The sequence below is a fragment of the Rhodoferax saidenbachensis genome, assembly GCF_031457975.1.
Taxonomy (GTDB): Bacteria; Pseudomonadota; Gammaproteobacteria; order Burkholderiales; family Burkholderiaceae_C; genus Allorhodoferax; species Allorhodoferax saidenbachensis_A.
In genome coordinates this window covers 22,129-40,728 of the sequence record NZ_JAVDXO010000015.1, presented here as the reverse complement: position 1 = coordinate 40,728, position 18,600 = coordinate 22,129, and the positions used below count along the sequence as shown (strand labels likewise).

Annotated in this window: 19 protein-coding genes; 10 read left to right on the top strand and 9 right to left on the bottom strand. The window is 62.9% G+C overall.

Annotated elements, in window-relative coordinates; translation table 11 throughout:
* Positions 1-34: 34 nt before the first annotated feature.
* Together J2X15_RS20720 and J2X15_RS20715 are read left to right on the top strand one after the other, a co-directional pair.
* Entirely contained in the window at positions 35-982 is a 948-nt protein-coding gene (locus tag J2X15_RS20720; RefSeq protein WP_310346799.1) for a hypothetical protein, read from the top strand.
* A gap of 191 nt (positions 983-1,173) precedes the next feature.
* Positions 1,174-1,395, top strand: coding sequence for a hypothetical protein (locus J2X15_RS20715; protein ID WP_310346796.1), 222 nt, complete (start codon positions 1,174-1,176; stop codon positions 1,393-1,395).
* Between the two features lie 63 nt (positions 1,396-1,458).
* Here the strand turns inward: J2X15_RS20715 and J2X15_RS20710 are convergent, their stop codons facing one another.
* The 4 genes from J2X15_RS20710 to J2X15_RS20695 are packed head-to-tail and all read right to left on the bottom strand — an operon-like array spanning position 1,459 to position 3,702.
* Complete coding sequence (locus J2X15_RS20710) at positions 1,459-1,695, bottom strand: hypothetical protein (protein WP_310346793.1); 237 nt, start codon at positions 1,693-1,695, stop codon at positions 1,459-1,461.
* Between the two features lie 32 nt (positions 1,696-1,727).
* Positions 1,728-2,363 carry a DsbA family protein gene (locus tag J2X15_RS20705; protein WP_310346791.1) on the bottom strand — a complete coding sequence of 212 codons (636 nt, stop codon included), beginning with the start codon at positions 2,361-2,363 and terminating at the stop codon, positions 1,728-1,730.
* 24 nt (positions 2,364-2,387) lie between these two features.
* Positions 2,388-2,828: a nuclear transport factor 2 family protein gene (locus J2X15_RS20700; protein ID WP_310346788.1), complete on the bottom strand. Its 441-nt coding sequence runs from the start codon at positions 2,826-2,828 to the stop codon at positions 2,388-2,390.
* 7 nt (positions 2,829-2,835) lie between these two features.
* On the bottom strand, positions 2,836-3,702 hold the full coding sequence (locus J2X15_RS20695; protein WP_310346786.1) for an MBL fold metallo-hydrolase: 867 nt from the start codon (positions 3,700-3,702) through the stop codon (positions 2,836-2,838).
* A gap of 128 nt (positions 3,703-3,830) precedes the next feature.
* Between J2X15_RS20695 and J2X15_RS20690 the strand changes: the two genes are divergently transcribed.
* Together J2X15_RS20690 and J2X15_RS20685 are read left to right on the top strand one after the other, a co-directional pair.
* Positions 3,831-4,721: a LysR family transcriptional regulator gene (locus tag J2X15_RS20690; protein ID WP_310346785.1), complete on the top strand. Its 891-nt coding sequence runs from the start codon at positions 3,831-3,833 to the stop codon at positions 4,719-4,721.
* A 221-nt stretch (positions 4,722-4,942) separates the two neighbouring features.
* Positions 4,943-5,194, top strand: coding sequence for a histone protein (locus J2X15_RS20685; RefSeq protein WP_310346784.1), 252 nt, complete (start codon positions 4,943-4,945; stop codon positions 5,192-5,194).
* Between the two features lie 123 nt (positions 5,195-5,317).
* Here J2X15_RS20685 and J2X15_RS20680 read toward each other — a convergent pair whose 3' ends face one another.
* On the bottom strand, positions 5,318-6,493 hold the full coding sequence (locus J2X15_RS20680; protein ID WP_310346780.1) for an FAD-dependent monooxygenase: 1,176 nt from the start codon (positions 6,491-6,493) through the stop codon (positions 5,318-5,320).
* A gap of 88 nt (positions 6,494-6,581) precedes the next feature.
* Here J2X15_RS20680 and J2X15_RS20675 point away from each other — a divergent pair, with 88 nt between their 5' ends.
* The gene (locus J2X15_RS20675) at positions 6,582-8,039 is read left to right on the top strand and encodes a sensor domain-containing diguanylate cyclase (protein WP_310346779.1); all 1,458 of its coding nucleotides are present in this window, start codon (positions 6,582-6,584) and stop codon (positions 8,037-8,039) included.
* Here J2X15_RS20675 and cadR read toward each other — a convergent pair.
* Complete coding sequence (gene cadR / locus J2X15_RS20670) at positions 8,036-8,500, bottom strand: Cd(II)/Pb(II)-responsive transcriptional regulator (protein WP_310346777.1); 465 nt, start codon at positions 8,498-8,500, stop codon at positions 8,036-8,038. The genes J2X15_RS20675 and cadR overlap by 4 nt on opposite strands.
* 90 nt (positions 8,501-8,590) lie before the next feature.
* Between cadR and J2X15_RS20665 the strand changes: the two genes are divergently transcribed.
* Positions 8,591-9,253, top strand: coding sequence for a cation efflux transmembrane domain-containing protein (locus tag J2X15_RS20665; RefSeq protein WP_310346774.1), 663 nt, complete (start codon positions 8,591-8,593; stop codon positions 9,251-9,253).
* Positions 9,254-9,261: 8 nt separating this feature from the next.
* On the opposite strand, the gene J2X15_RS20660 is transcribed toward J2X15_RS20665, so the two are convergent.
* Positions 9,262-9,906: an NAD(P)-dependent oxidoreductase gene (locus tag J2X15_RS20660; protein ID WP_310346773.1), complete on the bottom strand. Its 645-nt coding sequence runs from the start codon at positions 9,904-9,906 to the stop codon at positions 9,262-9,264.
* Positions 9,907-10,030: 124 nt separating this feature from the next.
* On the opposite strand from J2X15_RS20660, the gene J2X15_RS20655 reads away from it, so the two are divergent.
* Positions 10,031-10,933, top strand: a complete 903-nt coding sequence (locus J2X15_RS20655; RefSeq protein WP_310346770.1) for a LysR family transcriptional regulator — start codon at positions 10,031-10,033, stop codon at positions 10,931-10,933.
* Here J2X15_RS20655 and J2X15_RS20650 read toward each other — a convergent pair.
* Both J2X15_RS20650 and J2X15_RS20645 read right to left on the bottom strand, forming a co-directional pair.
* The gene (locus J2X15_RS20650) at positions 10,930-13,842 is read right to left on the bottom strand and encodes an aconitate hydratase (RefSeq protein WP_310346768.1); all 2,913 of its coding nucleotides are present in this window, start codon (positions 13,840-13,842) and stop codon (positions 10,930-10,932) included. The genes J2X15_RS20655 and J2X15_RS20650 overlap by 4 nt on opposite strands.
* Positions 13,843-13,937: 95 nt before the next feature.
* Positions 13,938-15,269: an NAD(P)/FAD-dependent oxidoreductase gene (locus tag J2X15_RS20645; protein WP_310346766.1), complete on the bottom strand. Its 1,332-nt coding sequence runs from the start codon at positions 15,267-15,269 to the stop codon at positions 13,938-13,940.
* A 107-nt stretch (positions 15,270-15,376) separates the two neighbouring features.
* Between J2X15_RS20645 and J2X15_RS20640 the strand changes: the two genes are divergently transcribed.
* The 3 genes from J2X15_RS20640 to J2X15_RS20630 all read left to right on the top strand — a co-directional run bounded on the left by J2X15_RS20640 (position 15,377) and on the right by J2X15_RS20630 (position 18,592).
* Positions 15,377-17,605: a molybdopterin-dependent oxidoreductase gene (locus J2X15_RS20640; protein WP_310346764.1), complete on the top strand. Its 2,229-nt coding sequence runs from the start codon at positions 15,377-15,379 to the stop codon at positions 17,603-17,605.
* A 95-nt stretch (positions 17,606-17,700) separates the two neighbouring features.
* On the top strand, positions 17,701-18,039 hold the full coding sequence (locus tag J2X15_RS20635; protein ID WP_310346761.1) for an energy transducer TonB: 339 nt from the start codon (positions 17,701-17,703) through the stop codon (positions 18,037-18,039).
* Between the two features lie 106 nt (positions 18,040-18,145).
* Positions 18,146-18,592 carry a DUF6196 family protein gene (locus J2X15_RS20630; RefSeq protein WP_310346758.1) on the top strand — a complete coding sequence of 149 codons (447 nt, stop codon included), beginning with the start codon at positions 18,146-18,148 and terminating at the stop codon, positions 18,590-18,592.
* The last annotated feature ends 8 nt before the right edge of the window (positions 18,593-18,600 follow it).

Genomic DNA, 18,600 nt, shown 5'->3' with positions numbered 1-18,600 from the left:
CAGCCCCACGTTATCAACCTACTTTCTTACTCCCATGAAAACACTGCCCTCTTCCCTGCGCCGCCTTCTGCTGTCCACGCTGTTGGCCAGCACCACCGCCTTTGCCGGTGGCAACATCACCTTCAGCACCGAGCAGGCCTACCCAGAAGGCATCGCCTGGTCGGCCACGCAAAAAGTCTTTTTCGTCAGCTCTGTGCACCAGGGCGTGGTCGGTAAGGTCACGCTCGATGGCCGCTACACGCCCTTCATCCGTGACGAGAAACTCATCTCCAGCGCTGGCCTGCACCTGGACACGGCGCGCAACCTGCTGTGGGTGGCCATTGGTGACCTGGGCGCCTCGGTGCGCAGCAAGCCTGAGAACCAGGGCAAGCTGGCGGCCATCGCCGCCTACGACACCACCACCGGCGAACGCCGCGCATACCACGACCTGGGCGCACTCATCGAGGGCGGACACTTTGCCAACGACATCACCACCGACCCGCAAGGCAATGTGTATGTGACCGACAGCTTTGCGCCCGTGGTCTACCGCATCGACCCCAAGGGTACGGCCAGCGTGTTTGCCAAGAGCGATTGGTTCAAGGGCGAAGGCTTCAACCTCAACGGCCTGGTCTACCACCCCGATGGCTACCTGCTGGTGGGCAAGTACAACAGCGGCGAGCTGTTCCGCATCAGCACCAAGGACCCGTCCAACATCCACCGCGTGAAGCTAAACGACACGCTGGTGGGCGCCGATGGCCTGCTGCTGCGTGGGCGTGACCGCATCACCGTGGTGCAAAACGCGGGCAAGGACCGCGTGCTGGATGTCGTGTCGCACGACGGCTGGGAGACCGCTACGCTGCAACCAGCCAAGGCCACCGCGCAGTCCTTCCCCACCGCCGCGGCCGTGGTGGGCAAAGACCTGTATGTGCTGAACGCACGGCTGGACACGCTGTTCTCGGCCGAAGCGCCCAAGGTGAATGAGTTCGTGTTGCAGAAGTTCTGACGGAAGAAAGCGGCCTGCATCGAGGTCGCAGCGCCAGCCTGGGTTCAATCCGGGTTGGCGCCAGTACTCGCTGGAGAAACAGCCAGCACTGGGAAAAACCTCACGATTGCTGCATCGCAACAAAGCAAGTAGTCTGCCTCTGTGTCGTCAGGTCATCACCATCTCTTTGCATGAACTTAGGAGTCCACACCATGGGTAAAAAGACGGAAAAGCTGCAGCGCGTTGTCAAAAAACTGGCCAACCGGTACGGCGCTGGTGACGAGGATGTTGTGCGCCTCGCATCGGAGTTGCGGGTACTGGAATCCCTGGAGTCACGCCGTCCCGAGCGGCGCTCCTACAAACCTTCGGACTTCAAATTCCAGACACCGGCCAAGCAGCTATTTTTTGGCTCCAGCGAACCGTTAAACCACTAGACCACCGTATTCGCGAGCCTCATCAAAAAAGGTGGGGACACGCAGGTATTGGTTTGTGGCCCTTTATTTCCGCAACTGGGCCTCAAAGCGCTCCAGCTCTTCGTCCAGTGTGCCCCGGCTGCGGAAATGCCGGTTGGCCTTGCCGTACCAGTACTCGGCATCTTCCAGGTCACCTTCCTGAATGTGCAAGATGCCGTGCAGCCAGGCGGCCGACTCCGAGTTGTCCTCCTGCACCAGGTCGTGCGCCTCGCGCCAGCGACCTGCGCGCAGGTGCGTCAAAACTTCGTGAAGCAGAGGCATGGAAGACTCCTTAAAGCGGCTGCAGCGGCTTTTCAGGCCGCCGCAATGTGGCTGAGCAAACTGTCAACGCTGCCGTATAGCGCATTACCGCGCAGCAACCGGCTGCCATTGTTATCCGTCACGACCAGCGTGGGCACACCCTGCGCGCCAAAGCGCTGCATCAGGCCTTGCGCTTTGTGAACGCGCGCCGCATTGGCGGTCAACAATTCTGCGTCGCCTGCTATCAGACGATCGGCGGCGGCACCCAGCCCCATGTCGCGCAACAGCTTCTCCACCGTGGGCACGGCGCAGGTGTCCAACCCCTGCACGTAGCGGGCTTCCTGCAAGACCTTCAAGGCTTCCAGTTCACGCGCAGGCTCCGTAAGCGCCACAGCGGTCAACGCCAGCGTGCTAGTGGTTGAGTCAAAGCGACTGCCTACATTGCCCAACACTTGCGTGCGGTAGTCCTCCGTAAAGCGCTGGCCGGTGAGCTTGGCAATACGCACGTCGTTGGACCATGCGTATTCGGCAAACGCCACATCCATGGTGCGCCCACCACCAGAAAACAGGCCCGTGGGGGCGAGTTCTAATTGGATGGTGGCGTGCTGGCCCAGCTGCTGAATCGCGGTCGAAGCACCGTAGCACCAGCCACACAGCGGGTCGAATAAATAGGTCACGGTCGTTGTCATGGTGCGCGGTCCTTCACTGTGCAATCACTTTTGCGGGTTGGAAAACATGGGGTTGCCGCTGACGGTCTTGACGGTTTCTTCCTGCAAGATGTCCCAGTGTTCCACAATTTTTCCGTTGGCCAGGCGGAAGATATCCACGCCAATCATGGCCTTGGGACCCATGCCCGTGTAGCGACCGTGCATCATGACCAAGTCCCCCTCTGCCACCACCATGCCGGGCTCGTACTTGAAGTCAGGTGGCAAACTGCCAACCCACCCCTTGAGCACTTCGGAGCCATTTGGCACGGCCGGGTTGTGCTGGACATACGTGGGCGACCAGTACTTGTCAATGACAGAAGCGTCGTGCGTGATGAACAGCCCCTTCATGCCAGCCACAACGATTTCTTTGTTGGTCTGGGCAAAGGCGCTGGCCGAGAAGGCCCCAACAAGGGATGTTGCGATGAGGAACGTTTTAAAGGATTTCATGATGGCCTTACCACTTCATCTCGCCCGTGTTGACCTTGGCGCCAATGTCCAGCGACAAGGCTCCATCGGTCAATGCGGGGTAGGCCTGTTTCATCGCGGGTATCAGCGTTGCGCTGGTCTTGTTGGCGGCCAGGTTCTTCTCAAACGTCTGCAGGTAATCCTTAGTGAACGTGATCGTGCTGGCGTCTACTTTGGTGCCGGCCTTCATGTGGCCAGGAACCACCAGCTCGGGTTTCAGGGCCATCATTTCATCCAGCTGAGCCGCCCACGCCGCGCGCTCGGCTGCGGTTTGGGTATCGGCCGTCCACACATGCATATTGCCAAACACACCAATGTTGCCGACGATGGCTTTGATGGATGGAATCCACGCGTAGGGGCGATGTGCCAACAGGCCTTGCGTGCCGCGGATCTCAATCGTCTGGCCTTCCAGTGTCAAGGTGTTGCCTTCCAGTGCGCGGGGTACTACGGGCTTGCGGGGTGCATTGGCGCCCATCTTGGGGCCCCAGAAGGCGACCTTGCCGGCCAGCTTGGGGGCGAGCTTGCCCAGCACGGCGGGGGTGGTCACCACGTCAGCGTTGGGGAAAAATTCTTTCAGCGCTTCCACACCAAAGTAGTAGTCCGGGTCGGCCTGGCTCACGTAGATGGTGGTGAGTTGCTTGCCGCTGTCGAGCACATTGGCCGCAATGCGCAGTGCGTCCGCACGGGTAAAGCCGGCGTCAATCACCATGACCTCTTTTTCGCCCACCACCAAGGTGGAGTTGACGTTGAAGCTGTTGCCGTCGGCGTTGTAGACCTTGACGGTCAGCGGCTGGGTGGCCTGGGCGCTGGTGAAAGCGATGGCAAGGGATGCGGCGAGTAGTGTCGTGCGGATCATTTGGAACTCCAGTCGAGAGGTGGTTAGAAGGGGAAACGCTCTGCAGCGCTGGAGTGAACTTTAGTTTCAATATCCACACAGATAAACCCGATAATTCGGCCATTACTGTTTCATATATTGAGCAAATCATGGACCGATTGACCGCCATGCAGGTGTTTGTGGAAGTGGCCCACAGCGGCAGCTTCAGCGCCACGGCCGACAAGCTGGACATGTCGCGCGCCATGGTGACGCGCTATGTAGGCGAGCTGGAACAGTGGCTGGGCGCGCGCCTTTTGCAGCGCACCACGCGCAGCGTCACGCTCACCGACGCCGGCGAAAACTGCCTGCGCCGCAGCCAGCAGATGCTGGCGCTGATGGAGAACGTGGAAGAAGAAGCCCAGAGCCACGATGGCACCTTGCGCGGGCAATTGCGCATCACCTGCAGCATGTCGTTGGCCTATGCGCAGATGGCCGCGGCGGTGACAGACTTTTTGAAGCTGTACCCGCAACTCAAGGTCGACCTCAATGCCAGCGAGGGCGCGCTGAACCTGGTGGAGGCGCGCATTGACCTGGCCATCCGCATCAGCGCCGAGCCCGACCCCATGCTGATCGGTCGTGTGCTGGCGCCGTGCACATCGATACTGGTGGCATCACCAGACTACTTGCACGCGCAGGGCACACCCAAGCTACCAAGCGACCTGGCCGCACACCGCTGCCTGAGCTATGCCAACTTTGGCAAAAGCGTGTGGAAGCTGCAGCGAGGGGACGAGCAGGCGGAGGTGCGTGTGGGCAGCCATTTCAGTGCGAATGAGGCCACTGCTTTGCTGCGGGCCGCGTTGGCCGGTGGCGGCGTGGCCCTGCAGCCCACCTACCTGGCCAATCCGCATCTGCACGATGGCAGCCTGCAAGCGGTGTTGCCAGACTGGAAATTGCCCGACATGGCCATCTATGCGCTCTACCCATCGCGCAAGCATTTGTCACCCGCGGTGCGTGCGCTGCTGGATTTTTTGGTGGAGCGATTTGCCACGGTGCCGTGGTAGACGACCTCCTGAAAACCGCTATCGGCAGAACTACAAATTTGGTCTGTACCTGTGTTTTTTGAACCTGCGCAAATATTGAGGACAATAGAGGCCTGTTCAAGTTCTTGAACAGATAACAAAACAGGAAAAGAAATCAAATGGCAACTGCAAAAAAAGCGGCCCCTAAAGCTGCAGCAACAAAGAACAAAACTACAGCTCCTGCGCAAGCAAAGAAGACTGTGGTGAAGGCTCCCGCCAAGAAAGCCCCCGTCTCCAAAACTGCCAAGGCCATTGAAAAGCTGACCGCTAACATTGCCAAGCTGACCGAACGCAAGAACAAGCTGGGCGCTGAAATCAACGCCCTGCGTGACCAACGCACTGCATTGAAAGCAACTCCCGTTGCTGCTGCGCCAGCCGCCCCCAAGGCAAAGGCCAAGCCTGCCGCCAAAGCTGCAGCACCTGCGAAGAAAGCAAAGCCTGCTGCGAAAAAGTAAGGTACTTAGGCGACCACGTCGCCAAGTCAAAAAGGCCCCGTCGGGGCCTTTTTTTATGTCCAAGTGGCTTCCAGCCTCCGTAGATATTGCGCGAGCAGCTACGCTTTTTATAGCATCTGCAAACTAGGCTTGGTAGCCATACAACCAGGGCACATCCAGCACATGCTGCCCCAGCAGCTTGAGCGAGATGTCGCGCCCCAGGCGCAGCGGGCCACGCAAGTGGAAGATCTCACCATTGCGAATGGCCCGTGCCTGCACCCGCGCGTTGCGGCGCCAGCGAGTCTGGGCGTAATGGGCCAGCGCAGCAGATACATCGGAAGGCTGCGTCTGCAAAGACATCACAAGCTGCTGTGCATCCTCTATCGCCATGCCCGCACCCTGGGCCATGTAGGGGCGCATGGGGTGGGCGGCATCGCCCAGCAGCGCAATGCGGCCCTGAGCCTGCTGCGCGGCGCTGGTCATGGGCGGGCGGTCGTACAGAGGCCACAGGCGCCAGTCATCTATCGCGTGGATCAGGTCCAGCAACGGTGCCTGCGCATTGGCCAGGCGGGCACGCAGCTCGGCGGCATTGGCGCTGTGGTCCCACGATGTGGGGTCTCCCTCCGTCTGGCCCTGCACAATGGCAACCACGTTGAGCCACGCGCCACCGCACACCGGGTACTGCACTGCATGGAACTTGGGGCCCAGCCAGGCCGTGACGGCGCGACTGCGCAGTGCGGCGGGCAAAGCGTCCTGCCGCACCATGGCCCGAAACGCCAGATGTCCTGTAGACCGGGGTTGCGACTGCGGCAGCAAGTGCTGGCGCACCCGGCTCCACAAACCATCGGCCCCTACCAACAGCGGTGTGGTCAGCAAGTGCCCCTGCGCCGTGTGCAACTGCACACCCTGCGCATCCTCTTCCACGTGGGTGAGCACCGTGTCCAGCTGCTGCGGCACGCCGTAGGCCTGCACACCCTGCAGCAGCAGGCCATGCAGGTCGGCCCGCGCCACTGTGGCATAGGCCGCACCGTACCGTGCCAGGGCCTGCGCGCCCAGGGGCAATACACCCAGGGTTTTGGCGGTGAGGGCGTTGCGCACCTCCAGCCGCTCGGGAAACGCGGCCACGCTACGCAGCGCGTCGCCCAGGCCCCAGCTCTCCAGCACCTTCACCACATTGGGCCCTAGCTGAATGCCGGCCCCAACCTCGCCAAAGGCGTGGGCCTGCTCCACCAGCCGTACGCTCATGCCGGCGCGCGCCGCGGCCAGGGCGGCTGCCATGCCGCCTATGCCTCCGCCCACAATCACCATTGCTTGTTCCATACCCACCATTCTCCCCCGCCCGGGCACCCCATAGTTTGACCTTGCGCAGCTACACTGGCAGCGCCTGCCCAACCACTGCACTCCCACCATGACCGCCAGCACCGACTTTGAACTGTTGTTTGAATCCGCCCCCATCTCCCTCTGGCTGGAGGACTACAGCGCCCTCAAAGCCCTGTTCACCCAATGGCGCACCCAGGGCATCGTTGATCTGGGCTCGTATCTGCGCAAAGACCCCATCAGCGTTGCCCAGTGCTCGCAGTGCTACAAAGTGCTGCAGGTCAACCGGCAAACCCTGCGCCTGTATGGCGCTGCCAGCCAGCAAGAGCTGGTAGCGCGCCTGCCGGAAGTGTTCCGCGGCGACATGTTTGAGCACATGGTGACCGAGCTGGTGCACCTGTGGAATGGTGAGCTGGAGTTTTCCAGCCAGGGCGTGAACTACACGCTGGACGGTCGCCGCATGGACGTGCAGATTCATGTGCGCGTGCTCGAAGGGCACGAAGACACCTGGGACCGCGTGATGGTGTCCCTGCAAGAGGTGACAGCGCACACCCTGGCCCGGTTGAAGCTGGAGCAAAGCGAGCAACACGCACGCAACCTGTTTGACCTGTCGCCCGTGTCCCTGTGGGTGGAAGACTTCAGCGGCGTGAAGCGTCTGATGGACGAGGTGCGGCATTCGGGCATCCAGGACTTCCGCGTGTTCCTGAGCGTGCACGCCGAATTTGTGACCCGCTGTATGGAACAGATCCGCGTGCTGGACGTGAACCAGCACACGCTGGACATGTTTGCCGCCACCGACCGTGCCGACCTCCTGGGCAAGCTGGACCTGGTGTTTAAGGGGGAGATGAGCGATTCGTTTGCCGAACAGCTGCTGGACCTGTGGAACGGTAAGACCATGCAGACGCGCGAGGTGATCAACTATTCACTGACCGGGGAGCTCATCAACATCCACATGCAGTTTACGGTGATGCCGGGGCATGAGGCCGATTGGGATCTGGTGCTGGTGTCGCTGGTGGATATCACCGCGCGCAAAAAGGCCGAGGCCTACCTGGAATACCTGGGCAAGCACGACGCGCTGACGCGCCTGCGCAACCGCGCGTTCTATGTCGAAGAACTCAACCGCATCTCGCGCAAAGGCCCGTGGCCGCTCAGCATCGTGGCCATGGACCTGAACGGCCTGAAGGCCGTGAACGACAACCAGGGCCACGCCGCAGGCGACGCCATGCTGCGCCGCGCGGGCGAGGTGCTGGCCAAGGCCGCGGGCGACCAGCAGCCACTGTGCATGGCACGCATCGGTGGTGACGAGTTTGTGGCACTGATGCCCGGCAGCGATGAGCGCGCGGCCAACGGGCTGAAGGAACGCATCGAGTCCATGTTGGAACTCAACAACCAGTTCTATCCCGGCCAGAAGCTCAGCCTGGCCTTGGGCATTGCCACGTGCAATACGGCGGCCGAAGTCGAGGCCACCATCCACGCCGCGGACCAGTCCATGTTCAAGGCGAAGCAACGTTTTTACGAAACCACTTCGCTGGAACGCCGCCGCGTTTAGTGCACGCCGCGGTGCGCCTTGCCATGGCTGCCATGCACATGGCCCGCGGGCGGGGCTGCAGGTGTTGCCGCGCCCTCTGACAGCCCCTGCAGAATGCCGCAATGTGCCGCGTCTTGCACGCCCTGGCACTGCGCACGCAGGGCCTTGAGTTGTTTTTCCAGCTGGCGCAACTCGCGCACGCGCTGGGCCACATGGCCGATGTGCGCGTCCAGCAGCGCGTTCACCTGCACACAGTTGTCTTCGGGGGCATCCTGAAACGCCAGCAGCGCACGTATCTCTTGCAGCGTCATGTCCAGGCTGCGGCAGTGGCGCACAAACTGCAGGCGCTGCGCGTGGTGCGCTTCGTACACCCGGTAGTTGGCATCGGTGCGCACCGGCACGGGCAGCAGGCCCTCGCGCTCGTAGTAGCGTATGGTTTCCACCGGGGTGCCGGTGGTGCTGGCCAGTTCACCGATTTTCATAGGATGCGTCCTTCTTAACCCTGTTGCAGTATAGGGCTTGACTCTGAAGTGGCTTCAGGGTTTCCAATGCAAGCATTGACAAGGAAAACCATGAGCCGACACTGCTGCGAACACGACACCCCTGCGATTGAAACCCTGCAAAACCCCACGCGTTACCGGCGCATCCTGTGGATCGCCCTGCTGATCAACGCCGCCATGTTTGGCGTGGAGATGGCGGCCGGCTGGCGCGCGGGCTCGCTGTCCCTGCTGGCCGACGCGATTGACTTTGCGGGTGATGCACTGAACTACGGTGTGTCGCTGGCCGTGCTGTCGGCCGCGCTGGCCTGGCGCGCACGCGCTGCCGTGGTCAAGGCTGTGTGCATGATGGGTTTTGGCCTGCTGGTGCTGGGCAAGGCGATCTGGAGCGTGTGGCAAGGCGGTGTGCCCGATGCCGCCACCATGGGCGCGGTGGGTTTTCTGGCACTGGCTGCCAACGTGGCCGTGGCCTGGATGCTCTATGCCTTCCGCGAGGGCGATGCCAACATGCGCAGCGTGTGGCTGTGCTCGCGCAACGACGCCATTGGCAACATCGCCGTGATGCTGGCCGCCGTCGGTGTGGTAAGCACCGGCAGCCGCTGGCCCGACCTGTTGGTGGCCGCCGGCATGGCCGCGCTGGCCCTGCAAGGCGGATGGCAGGTTATGCGGCAGGCGCGGGCGGAGCTGGCACAGCCCGGCCATGGTGGAGACAATGACCACCATGGGCATGCGCACTAGGCCGGGTTTTAGTTCGCCACCGTAAATCGCTTCTGGATGTGCTTCGGTGTCTCGATCTCATCAACGATAGCCACAGCCATGTCTTGCACCGAGATGCTGCCGGGCGCGCCGCCTTCAGCCCACAGGGGGGCGTCGGCACCCAGACGGTATTTACCGGTGCGCACGCCGGGGTTCAGCAGCATGGCAGGGGACAGGAAGGTCCAGTCCAGCGAGGTTTCTTTCTGGATCAGGTTCAGCGCATCGCGGGCTGCACCGGCTGCGACCTTGTATTCAGCGGGGAACTCGGGCGTGTCCACCAACTGCACGCCGGGCGCCACAAACAGGCTGCCTGCGCCGCCCACCATCAAAAAGCGTTTCACGCCGGACTGCTTGACGCCCGCAAAGATGGCGTGTGTGGCCTGCAGAAAGATCTCGCCAATCCGGGGTTCGGTCCAGCCGGGGTTGTAGGCGCTGATGACGGCGTCGTGGCCAGCAGCGGCCTTGGCCACCTGGGCAGCGTCCAGCGCGTCCGCCTGCACCACGGTCAGGCCTGGCTGGGCAGTCAGCTTGCCGGGGTTGCGGGCCAGCACGGTGACCTGGTGGCCACGGCTCAACAGTTCTGCCAATACGGGGGTGCCCACAAAGCCAGTAGCACCAATCAGAGCGATCTTCATAACAAAACTCCTGAGAAAACAGGTTGAAACACGGAAGCCGCTAGTTTGTTTACTTCACAGCCATCTGAATAGACGGTAAATTTCGCTTTCACTGTGAAGTAAAACTAACAAATACCTCTCCTCCATGGACCAACTCAAACGCATGGCCGTATTCGCCGAGGTGGTGGCCGCCGGTTCACTCAGCGCTGCCGCGCGCCAGCTGGGCATGACCCCCTCCGCCGTGAGCCAGCACCTGCGCCAGCTGGAAGAAGCATTGGGTCTGGCACTGCTGCACCGATCCACCCGCAAGCTCACCCTCACCGAAGCGGGCGCGCGCTATGTGGAAGGCTGCACCGCCATGGTGGCCGCGGCACGCTCGGCAGACCAGGCGCTGGAGCACCACCGCGACGAACCCGAGGGCGAGTTGCGCATTGCTGCGCCTATTGGCTTTGGCGGCCTGCTGGCCACGGCCTTGGCACCGCTGCGCGGTTTTCCCAAGCTCAGCCTGCGGCTGTTGATGGACGATGCGTTGGTGGACGTGATTGCAGAGCGGGTGGACATTGCCGTGCGCGTAGGCGGCCTGCCGGATTCCAGCCTGGTGGCCCGCAAACTGGGCACACTGCGGGCGCAGCTGTGTGCGTCGCCCGCCTACCTGGCCGCTCGTGGTTGGCCCCAACATCCAGCGGACCTGGCCCGCCATGACTGGCTGGGCGGTCGGCCGCAGGCCGCGGCACAAGAACTGCTGCAGCTCCACAGCAACGACGGGCAGGTGGCCCGCGTGCAGGTAACGTCCAGGGCGTCCGCCACCCAGGTCACCGCGCTGCATTCCTTGTGTGTGGCGGGTTGGGGCATCAGCATCGTGCTCAGTGACGACGACCGCCGTGCCCTGGCCGATGGGCGCCTGGTGCCCGTGCTGCCAGACTGGCGTCCGCCCGACTACGAGGCCTTTGCCATCACCGCGCGGCGCGACGCACAGCCGGCCAAGGTGCGCCACGCGCTGGGCCTGCTGACCCAGCACTTCGCGATGCTGGAGCCCAAGACCCCCTAGCCCGCCAGCAGTTGGCGCAGCACAAACGGCAGAATGCCGCCCGCGCGGTAGTAGTCCACCTCGATAGGGGTGTCTACGCGCAGCGTGAGCGTGATCTCATGGGTGCTGCCATCGGCGCGTGTGACGCGCAGCGTGGCATCGCTCTGCGGGGTCAGGTCGGCATCGGGGATCACATCGATCGTCTCGTCGCCCTTGAGCCCCAGCGACTGCCAGGAGTCCGTGCCCTTGAACTGCAGCGGCAGCACGCCCATGCCCACCAGGTTGCTGCGGTGGATGCGCTCGAAGCTCTTGGCCACCACCGCCTTGATGCCCAGCAGTTGCGTGCCTTTGGCGGCCCAGTCGCGGCTGGAGCCGGTGCCGTATTCCTCGCCCGCAAAAATCACCGTGGGCACGCCGTCGGCCATGTACTGCATGGCGGCGTCGAAGATAAACATCTTCTGTCCCTGGTCCGGACCATCGTGCTGGTACAGCGTCACGCCCCCCTCCTCGCGCGAGCCCGTGGCGTCGGGCGGGATCATCAGGTTCTTGATGCGCACGTTGGCAAAGGTGCCACGCATCATCACATCGTGGTTGCCGCGGCGCGCACCGTAGCTGTTGAAATCGAGCTTCTGAACCCCGTGGGCCAGCAGCCACTGGCCTGCAGGTGAACTCTCCTTGATGGAGCCGGCCGGCGAGATGTGGTCGGTGGTGATGGAGTCGCCAAACAGCGCCATGATGCGGGCACCCCGCACCGAGGATTCAGTATCAATTTGACCTGTAGCCCCCGTGGAACCTGCGCGAGCAGCTACTGAATCCATAGCAAAGTCAGCAAAAAACGGTGGCTCTGCAATGTAGGTGCTGGTGGGCCAGGTGTAGGCCTGACCGGCCACGCCCTTGATCTTGTCCCACAGCACGCCCGGCTCGGTCTTCACCTTGGCGTAGTTCTCGCGGAAGGCCTTGCCCTTCATCGCGTACTTCAGCAGCTTGTGGATCTCGTCGCTGGTGGGCCAGATGTCACCCAGGTACACATCCCGTCCGCCCTTGCCCTTACCGACGGGCTCGGTCATCAGGTCGCGGTTGACGGTGCCGGCAATCGCGTAGGCCACCACCAGCGGCGGGCTGGCCAAAAAGTTGGCCTTCAGGTTGGGGTGAATACGCGCTTCAAAGTTGCGGTTGCCCGAGAGCACAGCGGCGCAAATCAGGTCGTTGGTGGTGATGACCTCGTTGAGTTCCGGTGTCAGGTCGCCCGCATTGCCAATGCAGGTGGTGCAGCCATAGCCCGCCAGTGCAAAGCCCAGTTTCTCTAGGTAAGGCAGCAGGCCGGTCTCGGTCAAATATTCGGTGACGATGCGCGAGCCGGGTGCCAGGCTGGTCTTGATGTGCGGCTTGACCTTGAGTCCGGCCTCCACCGCCTTCTTGGCCAGCAGGCCGGCGGCCAGCAGCACGCTGGGGTTGGAGGTGTTGGTGCAGCTGGTGATGGCGGCAATCAGCACGTCGCCGTTGCCGATGGTCACGTCCGAACCACTGCCCGCCCCCACCACCACGGTGGCGGTGTTGGGCGCATGGTGGGCAGCCAGCGTGGGCTTGCTGCTTTCCATCTCCACCACCTGGCGCGGCGCACCCAGCGGTGTGGGCGGCGCCTTGGGCACCTTGACGGTCAACGGTTCATCCCAGGTGCGGGCCAGGTGGCGGGTGTGGAACACGGCCGCGTTCTGGTTAAAACCGTTCTCGGCATTGGGTTTGGAGAACAGCGACTCAAATTGGCTGGCCACCTTGCCCAGCTCAATGCGGTCTTGCGGACGCTTGGGGCCGGCCAAGCTGGGCGTCACATTGCCCAGGTCCAGCTTCACCACCTGCGAGTAATCAATGTCGCCTGCCAACGGCACGCCAAACAGCCCCTGCGCCTTGAAGTAGGCCTCAAAGGCTTCCATTTCGGGCTTGGTGCGGCCGGTGCCCGCAAAGTAATCCATGGTTTTTTCATCTACGGGGAAGAAGCCCATGGTGGCGCCATACTCGGGCGCCATGTTGGCAATGGTGGCGCGGTCTGGCAGCGCCAGCGTGCGTGTGCCTTCGCCATAAAACTCGACAAACTTGCCCACCACCTTGTGGCGACGCAGGATCTCGGTCACCGTCAGCACCAGGTCGGTAGCGGTGACCCCTTCACGCAGCTGGCCCGTCAGCTCAAAGCCGACCACGTCGGGCGTCAAAAAGTACACAGGCTGGCCCAGCATGGCCGCCTCGGCCTCGATGCCGCCGCAACCCCAGGCCACCACGCCAATGCCGTTGATCATCGTCGTGTGGCTGTCGGTGCCCACCAGGGTGTCGGGGTAGTACACGCCGTCCGCCGTCTTGTGCACGCCGCGCGCCAGGTACTCCAGATTCACTTGGTGCACGATGCCAAAACCAGGCGGCACCACGCGGAAGGTGTCAAACGCCTGCATGCCCCACTTCATGAACTCGTAGCGCTCGCGGTTGCGCTGGAACTCCAGCTTCATATTCAGGTCCAGCGAGTTCTTCTTGCCATAGTGGTCCACCATCACCGAGTGGTCCACCACCAGGTCCACCGGCACCAGCGGTTCAATGCGCTTGGGGTTCTTGCCCAGCTTCACGGCTACGCTGCGCATGGCGGCCAGGTCGGCCAAAAGCGGCACACCAGTAAAGTCCTGTAGCACCACGCGCGAGACGACAAACGGAATCTCGTCAGTGCGGTGGCCCGTGGGGCTCCAGTTGGCCACCTCGGCCACATGCTCAGCCGTCACCTTCTTGCCATCGCAGTTGCGCAGCACGCTCTCCAGCACGATGCGCATGGACACCGGCAGCCGGTTGATATTGGGAAATTGCTTGGCCAGCGCTGGCAGGGAATAGAACTTGCCGACCTTGCCAGAGGCAGTCTTGAAGTTCTTGAGGGTGGACGCAAAGGCGTGGGGCATGGGTTCTCCTCCGGGTGAGTTCAAGGGGTTGTTAGGTCCATTGTGGCGCTATTGCAAGGCAACTGCATGGCGCGACGACCAGGCCCCACGGTCCGCTAGGGTTCGGGGCTGCGCTCCACCACGATGCGGGCGTGGCGCTCGAACGTCCAGTAAGACCACGCCCAGTCGATCATCACCACCAGCCGGTTGCGGAATCCGATCAAGAAGAACACGTGGATGAACAACCAGAACAGCCAGGCCGGGAAGCCCGTGAAGCGCAGTTGCCCCAACAGCGGCACCCCCACATCGGCCACAGCCGCCTTGCGGCCAATGGTGGCCAGATCGCCGTAGTTGACATAGCGAAACGGCACAGCGGGCTGGCCCTGCAGGCGGCGCACAATGTTTGCCGCCGCCACACGGCCCATCTGCTTGGCGCCGGGCGATACGCCGGGCACGGGGGTGGGCTCCTTGCCCGGCGCATGGCTCTTGGCGGAAGCCAGATCGCCCACCACACTGATTTCGGGGTGACCTGGCAGGCTCAGGTCGGGCAGCACCTGCACACGGCCCGCGCGGTCCAGCATGGCACCCGTGGTGGCCGCCACCAGCTTGCCCAGCGGCGATGCCGCCACCCCGGCGGCCCACACTACCGTGGCCGCGTTGATGCGCTGTGCCTGCCCGCCCTCTTCCACCGTGATGCCCTGGGCATCGATGTGGGTAACACGGGCGCCCAGGCGCACCTCGACCCCAATTTTTTCGAGCTGGCGCTTGGCGCTGTCACTCAGCACTTGGGGATAGTTGCCCAGCACGCGCGGCCCGCCCTCGATCAGCAGCACACGCGCCTGTTGCGGCTGGAAGCGACGGAACTCGCCCTTGAGCGTGTGGCGCGCAATCTCCACCATGGTGCCTGCCATTTCCACACCGGTAGGACCGGCACCGATGACCACGGAAGTGAGCAAGGCCTCGCGCTGGTCCGCCGCTGCGTTCACGGGCAGGCTTTCGGCCTCTTCATAGGCCATGAGCATCTGGCGGCGGATGACAAAGGCGTCTTCCAGCGTCTTGAGGCCAGGCGCGTGGGCGGCCCAGTCGTCATGGCCAAAGTAGCTGTGGGTAGCGCCTGCGGCCACGATCAGGTGGTCGTAGTGCAGCGTCTGCCCATCGCCAAGTTGCACGGTGCGGGCATGTGCATCTAGCCCCGTCACCTCGGCCATCAGCACGGTCACATTGGGCTGGCGGCGGAAAATGCGGCGTATGGGTTCGGCAATGGCGGGGGCCGTGAGCCCCGCGGTGGCCACCTGGTAGAGCAGGGGCTGAAAGAGGTGGTGGTTTTGCCGGTCCACCACGGTGATATCGACATCGGCGTGGCGCAAGGCCTTGGTCGCCTCCAGTCCTCCAAAACCACAACCAATGATGACGATGCGCGCACGCGCCGCAGAAGCATGTGAAGTCATGCTGCCATCGTAGCAGCGCCCCAAGGCACATGTCGCCTGTGTTATCGACAACCCTGCGCCGCCATGCGTAAATGCCTCCCCAATGCGACCCCAACCATGAGGCCCCCATGAGCGAGACCACCCACTACCGTATTTGCCCCCTGTGTGAGGCCTGCTGCGGCCTGGAAATCAAGGTGCGCGACCAGCAGGTCGTCAGCATCCGCGGGCACGAGGCCGATGTGCTGAGTGCAGGCTATATCTGCCCCAAGGGCGTGGCCCTGAAAGATTTGCACGAGGACCCGGACCGCCTACGCACCCCGCGCATCAAGCGAGGCGGTGTGCATGTGGAAGCCACCTGGGAAGAGGCGTTTGCCGAGATCGAGAAACGCCTGCCCCCCCTCATTGCCACCCATGGCCGCAACGCCACCGGGGTGGTGGTGGGCAACCCCTCGGCCCACAAGATCGGGCTGCTGACCTACTTTGCCAAACTGACGCGCGCGCTGGGCACCAAGAACGTGTTTTCCGCCTCCACGCTGGACCAGATGCCCAAGCAACTGGCCAACGGCCTCATGTATGGCCACTGGCTGTCCACCGCCCTGCCCGACATCAGCCGTACCGACCTGATGCTGGTGATTGGCGCCAACCCGCTGGCCAGCAACGGCAGCATGTGGACTGTGCCCGACTTCAAGGGCAAGGCCCGGGCACTGCAGGCGCGTGGCGGCCAGCTCATCGTGATCGACCCGCGCCGCACCGAGACCGCGGCCCTGGCCGATGCCCACCACTTCATCCGCCCGGGCTCTGACGTGTTCCTGCTGGCGGCGCTGGTGCACACGCTGTTTGCTGAAAATCTCGTCACCCTGGGCCGCGTGGCCGACTGGGTGGTGGGCGTGGAGGAGGTGCAAGCCGCTGTGGCACCGTTCTCGGCGGATGTTGTGGCCCCGCGTTGCGGCATGCCAGGCGACACCATCCGCGCACTGGCACGCCAGCTGGCCACCACACCGCGCGCCGCGGTGTATGGCCGCATTGGCACCTGCACGCAGGAGTACGGCACGCTAGCCAGCTGGCTGGTGGACGTGCTCAACACGCTGACCGGCCACCTGGACGCCGAGGGTGGCATGCTGTTTGCCAAGTCTGCCGCGTTTGCCACCAACACAGCGGGCAACCCTGCGAACAAACCGGGTGTAGGCAAGGGCGTGACCACAGGCCGCCACCATGCCCGCGTGAGCGGTGCACCCGAGGTGTATGGCGAACTGCCACTCACCTGCATTGCCGAAGAAATTGAAACCCCGGGCGAAGGCCAACTACGTGCCCTCATCACCGTGGCCACCAACCCGGTGCTCTCCAGCCCCAACGGACCGCGCCTGTCCAAGGCGCTGGAGTCGCTGGACTTCATGGTCAGCCTGGACATCTACCTGAACGAGACCACGCGCCATGCCGACGTCATCTTGCCCGGCCTCTCGCCACTGGAAGATCTGCACTACGACGTGGCCTTCCCCCAGCTGTCGTGGCGCAACCATGCGCGCTACAGCCCACCGGTGCTGCCGCGCCCCGAAGGCCAGCCCGATGAGTGGCAAACCCTGCTGAAGATCGCCGCCATCGCCAAAGGTTTGGGGGCACACGCCGACGCCAATGCGCTGGACGACGCGCAGTTTGCCGAAGACGCCCAGCGCCAGTTTGGCCCCCACGCGGCGGCCGTCATTGCCGCGACCCAAGGTTTGCGTGGCCCGCTACGTACGCTGGAAGTGGCGCTGCGCATCGGGCCCTATGGCGACGGCTTTGGCACCAAACCCGATGGACTCACACTACAGAAAGTGATGGACGCCAACCCCACCGGCGGCATCGACCTGGGCGAACTACAACCCCGTATTCCCGAAATGCTGCGCACGCCCAGCGGCAAGGTGGAACTGGCGCCGCCCATGTTGCTACAAGATTTGCAGCGCGCCGCGCAGGATCTACGCCGGCCAGCGCCCGATTTGGTCATCATCGGCCGACGCGATGTGCGCACCAACAACAGCTGGATGCACAACCTGCCCCTGCTCGCCAAGGGCCCCTTCCGCTGCACCGCGCTGGTTCACCCCGACGATGCGGCGCGCCACGGCCTGACCGACGGCGCCATGGCCACGCTGCGCAACGGAGAGCGCAGCGTGCAGGCCCAAGTGCATGTCAGCGACCAGATGATGCCCGGCGTGGTCAGCCTGCCCCACGGCTGGGGCCACAACCTGGCCGGTGCCCAACTGTCGGTGGCAGCCGAACGTCCCGGCGCCAATATCAATGCCCTGTTGGACGACCAGCTGCGCGACCCGCTGTCGGGCAATGCGGTGCTGGGGGGCGTGGCGATTACGATGGAAGCGGCTTAAGGATAGAAATCCCCCGTTCGAGGACATGCTCGGCTTCAGATTTGGTTGAGGCAAAATTCAGTCCGATGCGCTACTTCAATACATTCCTACGCGCCGTGACAACCGCAGTACTCATCGTCGGTACTTGCGCAATTCACGCTGAACAAGCCCCTGATGCCGCACAGGAGATCGCTCTGAAGGAAGCCGCCCTGCCCAATACCTGCAGGAATGGATACCCTCTGCTCTCCAAACGTCTTGGAGAAAAAGGACAAGTCATGCTGACATGGCGGGTTGACGCCGATGGCGTCCCAGGCGAGGCTAAGGTGGTGGTTTCGAGCGGATTCCAACGGCTGGACGACGCTGCTATCCAGATAGTCACTAGCTGTCGCTATCCGGCAAGAAGTGATGGTGCAATCCGGGTCGGTAAAGGGCCGATTAACTTCATGCTCCCGTGAGTAGTGTCAAGACATAGCCAAGTGCTTACTCGTACGGCGGTGATGCTGTACGTCGACATGAACGAATGGCGATTACGATGGCAACGAATTCCTCCGGCCCCATCCCATGTACATCAGCCACGAAACTCCCTCACAAACCCATGCACGCCTGGTTGGGGTCTTGGCCGATGCGGAGTTCGTGGTGTACGAGCAGCCCTATGCGTTTGTGGAAACCGAGGTGCACAACTTTCCGGCCCATTTACTTGCGGATGCTTTGGCGTTCGTGAGAGACGAAGACGTATGGAGCGCACTGGTGCCCAGCTCTGACCCTGTGCACGAAAGGTTTGTGGTGTTCAGCTTCCATTTCACTGCGGACCAGGACAACTCGGGATTCGTGGGTTGGCTGGCATCGCACCTCAAGGCCACCGTGGGCACCGGTGTTTTGGTGGTCTGTGGACAGAACTCCCAGCGCGGCGGCATCTTTGACTACTGGGGGGCTCCGTTATCGGTCGCCAGCCAAGTCATCGCCGAGGTGCGCCGCCTGCGCGGGGGCCGCGCAACCGCCATCAACTGAGCAGGCGT

What these genes read in the sequence shown, in the direction of transcription:
- J2X15_RS20660 (WP_310346773.1), bottom strand. Translation starts at nt 9,906, where the DNA reads ATGAAGATCGCTCTGATTGGTGCTACTGGCTTTGTGGGCACCCCCGTA.
- J2X15_RS20715 (WP_310346796.1), top strand. Translation starts at nt 1,174, where the DNA reads ATGGGTAAAAAGACGGAAAAGCTGCAGCGCGTTGTCAAAAAACTGGCC.
- J2X15_RS20700 (WP_310346788.1), bottom strand. Translation starts at nt 2,828, where the DNA reads ATGAAATCCTTTAAAACGTTCCTCATCGCAACATCCCTTGTTGGGGCC.
- J2X15_RS20720 (WP_310346799.1), top strand. Translation starts at nt 35, where the DNA reads ATGAAAACACTGCCCTCTTCCCTGCGCCGCCTTCTGCTGTCCACGCTG.
- J2X15_RS20710 (WP_310346793.1), bottom strand. Translation starts at nt 1,695, where the DNA reads ATGCCTCTGCTTCACGAAGTTTTGACGCACCTGCGCGCAGGTCGCTGG.
- J2X15_RS20655 (WP_310346770.1), top strand. Translation starts at nt 10,031, where the DNA reads ATGGACCAACTCAAACGCATGGCCGTATTCGCCGAGGTGGTGGCCGCC.
- cadR (WP_310346777.1), bottom strand. Translation starts at nt 8,500, where the DNA reads ATGAAAATCGGTGAACTGGCCAGCACCACCGGCACCCCGGTGGAAACC.
- J2X15_RS20665 (WP_310346774.1), top strand. Translation starts at nt 8,591, where the DNA reads ATGAGCCGACACTGCTGCGAACACGACACCCCTGCGATTGAAACCCTG.
- J2X15_RS20680 (WP_310346780.1), bottom strand. Translation starts at nt 6,493, where the DNA reads ATGGAACAAGCAATGGTGATTGTGGGCGGAGGCATAGGCGGCATGGCA.
- J2X15_RS20695 (WP_310346786.1), bottom strand. Translation starts at nt 3,702, where the DNA reads ATGATCCGCACGACACTACTCGCCGCATCCCTTGCCATCGCTTTCACC.
- J2X15_RS20630 (WP_310346758.1), top strand. Translation starts at nt 18,146, where the DNA reads ATGTACATCAGCCACGAAACTCCCTCACAAACCCATGCACGCCTGGTT.
- J2X15_RS20650 (WP_310346768.1), bottom strand. Translation starts at nt 13,842, where the DNA reads ATGCCCCACGCCTTTGCGTCCACCCTCAAGAACTTCAAGACTGCCTCT.
- J2X15_RS20705 (WP_310346791.1), bottom strand. Translation starts at nt 2,363, where the DNA reads ATGACAACGACCGTGACCTATTTATTCGACCCGCTGTGTGGCTGGTGC.
- J2X15_RS20690 (WP_310346785.1), top strand. Translation starts at nt 3,831, where the DNA reads ATGGACCGATTGACCGCCATGCAGGTGTTTGTGGAAGTGGCCCACAGC.
- J2X15_RS20640 (WP_310346764.1), top strand. Translation starts at nt 15,377, where the DNA reads ATGAGCGAGACCACCCACTACCGTATTTGCCCCCTGTGTGAGGCCTGC.
- J2X15_RS20645 (WP_310346766.1), bottom strand. Translation starts at nt 15,269, where the DNA reads ATGACTTCACATGCTTCTGCGGCGCGTGCGCGCATCGTCATCATTGGT.
- J2X15_RS20675 (WP_310346779.1), top strand. Translation starts at nt 6,582, where the DNA reads ATGACCGCCAGCACCGACTTTGAACTGTTGTTTGAATCCGCCCCCATC.